This is a genomic window from Micromonospora sp. D75 (genome assembly GCF_018070405.1).
Taxonomy (GTDB): Bacteria; Actinomycetota; Actinomycetes; order Mycobacteriales; family Micromonosporaceae; genus Micromonospora; species Micromonospora chalcea.
In genome coordinates this window covers 1-5162 of the sequence record NZ_JAGPXV010000430.1, presented here as the reverse complement: position 1 = coordinate 5162, position 5162 = coordinate 1, and the positions used below count along the sequence as shown (strand labels likewise).

Here is a 5162-nt window from a genome sequence, read left to right as displayed (position 1 = left end):
GTCGCCGAGGCGGCCCGCGAGTCGGCCTGGGACCGGCCCAGCTTCGGCAAGGAGTTGTTCCTCGGCCGGTTCCGGCTCGACCTGATCGACCCGTGGCCCCGCCCCGACCCGGCCGAGGTGGCCCGTGCCGACGAGTTCCTCGGCTCGCTGCGGGCGTACCTGGGGTCCGAGGTGGACGGTGAGGCGATCGAGCGGGACGCGCGCATCCCCGACGAGGTGTTCCACGGACTGGCCGGGCTGGGCGCGTTCGGCATGAAGATCGACCGCAAGTACGGCGGACTGGGGCTGAGCAACCTGCACTACTGCCGGGCGCTGATGCTCGTCGGCTCGGTGAACCCGGCGGTCAGCGCGCTGCTCTCCGCGCACCAGTCGATCGGCGTGCCGCAGCCGCTGAAGATGTTCGGCACACCCGAGCAGAAGGACCGGTTCCTGCCCCGGCTCGCCGCCGGTGAGGTCTCCGCATTCCTGCTCACCGAACCGGACGTCGGCTCCGACCCGGCCCGGCTCGCCACCACCGCCGAGCCGACGGCGGACGGCACCGGCTACCGGCTCAACGGGGTGAAGCTGTGGGCCACCAACGGCACGCTCGCCACCCTGCTCGTGGTGATGGCCCGGGTGCCGGCCGGCGAGGGGCGGCGCGGCGGCATCACCGCGTTCGTGGTGGAGGGCGACAGCGACGGCATCACCGTCGAGCGGCGCAACTCCTTCGTCGGGCTGCGCGGCCTGGAGAACAGCCTCACCCGCTTCCACGACGTGTTCGTGCCGGCCGAGAACGTGATCGGCGGCGAGGGCAAGGGCCTGAAGATCGCGCTGACCACGTTGAACACCGGCCGTCTCTCGCTGCCGGCCATGTGCGTGGGCGCCGGGAAGTGGGCGCTGAACGTGGCCCGGGAGTGGGCGGCGGACCGGGTCCAGTGGGGCCGACCGGTGGCCGAGCACGAGGCGGTGGCGAAGAAACTGTCGTTCATCGCCGCCACCACGTACGGCATGGAGTCCATGCTCGACCTGTCCTGCATGCTCGCCGACGACGACCGCAACGACATCCGGATCGAGGCGGCGCTGGTCAAGCTCTACGCCAGCGAAATGGCGTGGCGGATCGCCGACGAGCTGATCCAGATCCGCGGCGGACGCGGGTACGAGACGGCCGACTCGCTCGCCGCCCGGGGCGAACGGCCCGCCGCCGTCGAGCAGCTCCTGCGTGACCTGCGGATCAACCGGATCTTCGAGGGCTCCACCGAGATCATGCACCTGCTGATCGCCCGCGAGGCGGTCGACGCGCACCTGTCGGTGGCAGGCGACATCATCGACCCGGACGCCGGGCTGGGCCGCAAGGCGAAGGCGGGCGCTCGGGCCGGCGCCTTCTACGCCAAGTGGCTGCCCACGCTCGCTGTCGGCAAGGGGCAGACGCCCGGGGCGTACCAGGAGTTCGGGCCGCTGGCCGGGCACCTGCGCCACGTCGAGCGGACCTCCCGCAAGCTGGCCCGGTCGACGTTCTACGCGATGTCCCGGTGGCAGGGGAAGATGGAGCGTAAGCAGGCGTTCCTCGGCCGGGTGGTGGACATCGGCGCGGAGCTGTTCGCGATGAGCGCGGTCTGCGTCCGGGCCTACGCCGAGCGGGACGCGCACCCGGAGAACGTCGAGCTGGCCGACCTGTTCTGCCGTCAGGCGCGGCTGCGCGTCGACGAGCTGTTCACCGGCCTGTGGTCGAACACCGACTCGGTCGACGTGGCCGCCGCCAAGCGGATCGTCGCCGGCCGGTACGCCTCGCTGGAGGACGGCGTCCTCACGCCGCCCGCCGACCTGCCGTGGGTGGCGCGCTGGGAACCGGGGCCGTCCACCGCCGAGGACGTGCGCCGCCGCATCCCGCCGGCCCGCTGACCAACCGCTACGCCTCGGCGCGCCCGCGCGGCGGTCGTCGTCCGCCGGTGCGGTGCCGGGTTCCGGCGTGCTGCGCCTGCGGACGGCGTCGTCCGTCGGTCCACGCGGAGTCCGGCGACTGCCCGGCCGCGCAGGAACTTCGGCCGCGCCCCACCGGTCTCCGTTCCCGAACCGGGGGAGCGAGCTGGTGTCGCGGCGTGGCCCGGGCCCGTGGCCGTGGTGCCGGATCTGCGGCGTGCCGTCGGACCGGCGGTCCTCAGGCGGGGCCAGCGACCCGTTACGCGGTGTCACGTGGTGCCAGAGGAAGGATTCTGTTTTGGCGTTATGCCTCTCATAAATATGACTCAGAGGCATAACGCCGAGAAGTGCATCAGCCGGGAGCCGGGAGCCGGGACGTCAGCGGCCGCCGCGCAGCCCCAGCCCGCGCAGCTCCAGCGCGGCGAGCGCGTCGACGGTCGCGTCGTCGCCGCGCCGCCACGCCTCGGCGACGTCCGGCGCGATCCGGTTCAGCTTCGACAGCGGCTGACCGGCCAGCGCGCGCAGCGCCAGCAGGTCCCGGCCGGCCGGCGCGCCGGCCAGGGCCTTCGCCGCGCCGGCCCGGCGCATCCAGCGCACCCGCAGCGGCAGCCAGCCGAACAGCACCAGGCCGAGCGGAAACACCAGCACCGCGATGGTCAACCCGAGCGCCAGCTGCCCGACCAGTTCCTGCTGGTCGCTGCCGGCCTCGGCGACCGCGCGGGCGGCGTCGGCGGCCCGGGTGAACGGCGCGGTCAGCTCGTCGCCGACCAGCGGCACGCGGCCGACCTTGCCGCCGGCGTCGGCCAGGTTGTCGGCGAGGCCACCGCCGGCCCCCTCCAGCTTCTGCCCGGGTACGGCGAGCTTCTCGACCACGTCGTGCAGCCACAGCGCGAAGCGGATCGCCGCGTACACCCAGGCGACCACGAGCAGGTCGGTGAGGAACTGGCGGGCCGCGGTGGGAAAGCGGTCGGCGTAAATCTTCACGCCGGACAGCCTGCCACGGCTCGGCCCTGCCGGCACGAGACAGTTTCGCGCCTCAGGAGGGCCCTTCACCGGCGTGGCTGACCGCGTCCGCCACGATGTGCGCGACGTGGTCGTCCACCAGGGCGTACGCGATCTCCCGGCCGCGCCGCGACCCGCGTACCACCCCGGCGCCGCGCAGCACCCGCAGGTGCTGGGAGACCAGCGGCTGTGGCGCGCCGAGCTTCTCGACCAGCTCGTGCACGCAGCGCTCGCCCTCGGCCAGCTCGCTGACGATCGCGAGCCGGATCGGGGCCGAGAGCGCGCGCAGCAGGTCACCCGCGTCCTCGAAGGCGTCGTACCCGTTCGTGCCGGTCACCCTGTAACGGTAACCAATCCCAGCTGCGTCAGCCGGTAGGGCCTCATCCGAGCAGCACCTCGTGCTCGGCGGGCTCGACCGGCGGCGCGGCCCGGTCGCTCCCGCTCCGACGTCGCAGCGCCCGCACACCGGCCGCGCCGAGCGCGACCAGCAGGAACGAGCCGATCGCCACCAGCACCACCGACGCGCCGGGGGCGGTGTCCGCGGTGGCCGCCACCCAGACGCCGGCGCCGGCGGCGAACAGCCCCAGGGCCATGGCCGCCGCCATGGTGGACCGGAAGCCCCGGGTCACCTGCTGCGCGGTGGCCACCGGCACCACCATCAGCGCGCTGATCAGCAGCACCCCGACCGCCCGCATGGCGATGGTCACCGTGATCGCGGTGCCGACCGCGATGATCAGGTTCAGCGCGCGTACCGGCAGGCCGGAGACGCGCGCGTACTCCTCGTCGTGGCAGACCGCGAACAGCGCCGGGCGCAGCACCAGCATGGTCACCAGCAGCGCCGCGCCGAGCACGCCGATGGTGACCAGGTCGCCCTGCGAGGTGGTGGTCAGCGACCCGAACAGGTACGCGTTGAGCGCCCCGCTGCTGGCGTCGGAGAGCCCGACCAGCACCACGCCACCGGCGATGCCGCCGTAGAACAGCAGCGCCAGCGCCAGGTCGCCGGAGGTGCGCCCGTACGCGCGGACCAGCTCGATGACGATCGCGCCGAGCGTCGCGGCGATCACCGCCACCAGCACGGGGGAGCGGTTGAGCAGCAGGCCCGCGCCGACGCCGGTGAGCGCCACGTGCCCGATCCCGTCGCCGATCAGGGCCAGCCGCCGCTGCACCAGGTAGATGCCGAGCGCGGGCGCGGCCAGCCCGATGATCAGCGCGCCGACCAGGGCGCGGAGCATGAAGTCGTACTGGAAGAGGTCCATCTCAGATGCCTGTCCAGAGCCGGGCGGGCTCCTCGTCGCAGTGCGGGTGCACGTGCTCGTGGTCGGGGTCGGCGTGGTGGCCGGCGGGTTCCGGCACGGCGCCGTCGTGGGCGATGCCGCCCTGGTGCACCACCACGGCCCGGCTGATCAGCGGGCGCAGCGGGCCCAGCTCGTGCGCGACGAGCAGCACCGTCCCGCCGCCGTCGCGGAACGAGCGCAGCGCCCCGGCGAACGCCTCCTGGCTGGCCGCGTCCACCCCGGCGGTCGGCTCGTCGAGCACCAGCAGCTCCGGCCCGCCGGCGAGCGCGCGGGCGATCAGGGTGCGCTGCTGCTGGCCGCCGGAGAGCGTGGACACCGGGTCGCCGGCCCGGTCGGCGAGCCCGACGGCGTCCAGCGCCGCCGCCACCGCCTCCCGGTCCGCCCGTCCGGCGGGCCGCAGCACGCCGCGGCGGGCCAGCCGCCCGGACGCCACCACCTCGCGTACGGTGGCGGGCACTCCGCTGCCCGCGCCGAGCCGCTGCGGCACGTACCCGATTCGGTGCCACTGCCGGAAGCGGCGCTGCGGCGTGCCGAACAGGGCGACCGACCCGGCGCCGACCGGCACCAGGCCGAGCGCGGCGCGCACGAGCGTCGACTTGCCGGAGCCGTTGGCGCCGAGCACGGCGACCACCTCGCCGGCGGTCACTGTCAACGAGACGTCACGCAGCACCGGGCGGCCGTCGTAGCCGACTGTGGCGTGCGCGATCTCGATCACGGGTGGGGTCATGAACAGTCCAGAGCGGTTCGCAGGGTCTGCAGGTTGGTACGCATCGCGGAGAGGTAGTCGCCGTCGGCGGGCGGGCCCTCCAGCGGGTCCAGCACCGCCGTCTTCGCGCCCACCTCACGCGCGATCGTCTCGGCGACCTTCGGGCTGACCAGCGTCTCGAAGAAGATCGTGCCGGCCTGGTGCTCCCGGGCCTCCTCGGCGACCTCGGCGAGGCGCTGCGGCGACGGCTCGGACTCCGGGGG

General features: G+C 74.0%; 6 protein-coding genes. 1 reads left to right on the top strand and 5 read right to left on the bottom strand.

Translation table 11 applies throughout. From position 1 onward, the window contains the following. Positions 1 to 1878, top strand: a 1878-nt coding sequence (locus tag KBX39_RS22365) for an acyl-CoA dehydrogenase family protein (protein ID WP_210872346.1), incomplete at its 5' end; no start/stop codon positions are given. Positions 1879 to 2274: 396 nt separating this feature from the next. On the opposite strand, the gene KBX39_RS22360 is transcribed toward KBX39_RS22365, so the two are convergent. The 5 genes from KBX39_RS22360 to KBX39_RS22340 all read right to left on the bottom strand — a co-directional run. Then, the gene (locus tag KBX39_RS22360) at positions 2275 to 2880 is read right to left on the bottom strand and encodes a hypothetical protein (RefSeq protein WP_210872344.1); all 606 of its coding nucleotides are present in this window, start codon (positions 2878 to 2880) and stop codon (positions 2275 to 2277) included. A 52-nt stretch (positions 2881 to 2932) separates the two neighbouring features. Next, a complete protein-coding gene (locus KBX39_RS22355) occupies positions 2933 to 3235 on the bottom strand; it encodes a helix-turn-helix transcriptional regulator (protein ID WP_210872342.1) in 303 nt (100 codons plus the stop codon). A gap of 43 nt (positions 3236 to 3278) precedes the next feature. Continuing rightward, a complete protein-coding gene (locus KBX39_RS22350; protein ID WP_043329036.1) occupies positions 3279 to 4154 on the bottom strand; it encodes a metal ABC transporter permease in 876 nt (291 codons plus the stop codon). A gap of 1 nt (position 4155) precedes the next feature. Beyond that, a complete protein-coding gene (locus KBX39_RS22345) occupies positions 4156 to 4920 on the bottom strand; it encodes a metal ABC transporter ATP-binding protein (RefSeq protein WP_030503147.1) in 765 nt (254 codons plus the stop codon). Then, the coding region (locus KBX39_RS22340; protein WP_210872341.1) for a metal ABC transporter solute-binding protein, Zn/Mn family at positions 4917 to 5162 on the bottom strand (246 nt) is incomplete at its 5' end. The genes KBX39_RS22345 and KBX39_RS22340, both read right to left, overlap by 4 nt.

What these genes read in the sequence shown, in the direction of transcription:
- KBX39_RS22345 (WP_030503147.1), bottom strand. Translation starts at nt 4,920, where the DNA reads ATGACCCCACCCGTGATCGAGATCGCGCACGCCACAGTCGGCTACGAC.
- KBX39_RS22350 (WP_043329036.1), bottom strand. Translation starts at nt 4,154, where the DNA reads ATGGACCTCTTCCAGTACGACTTCATGCTCCGCGCCCTGGTCGGCGCG.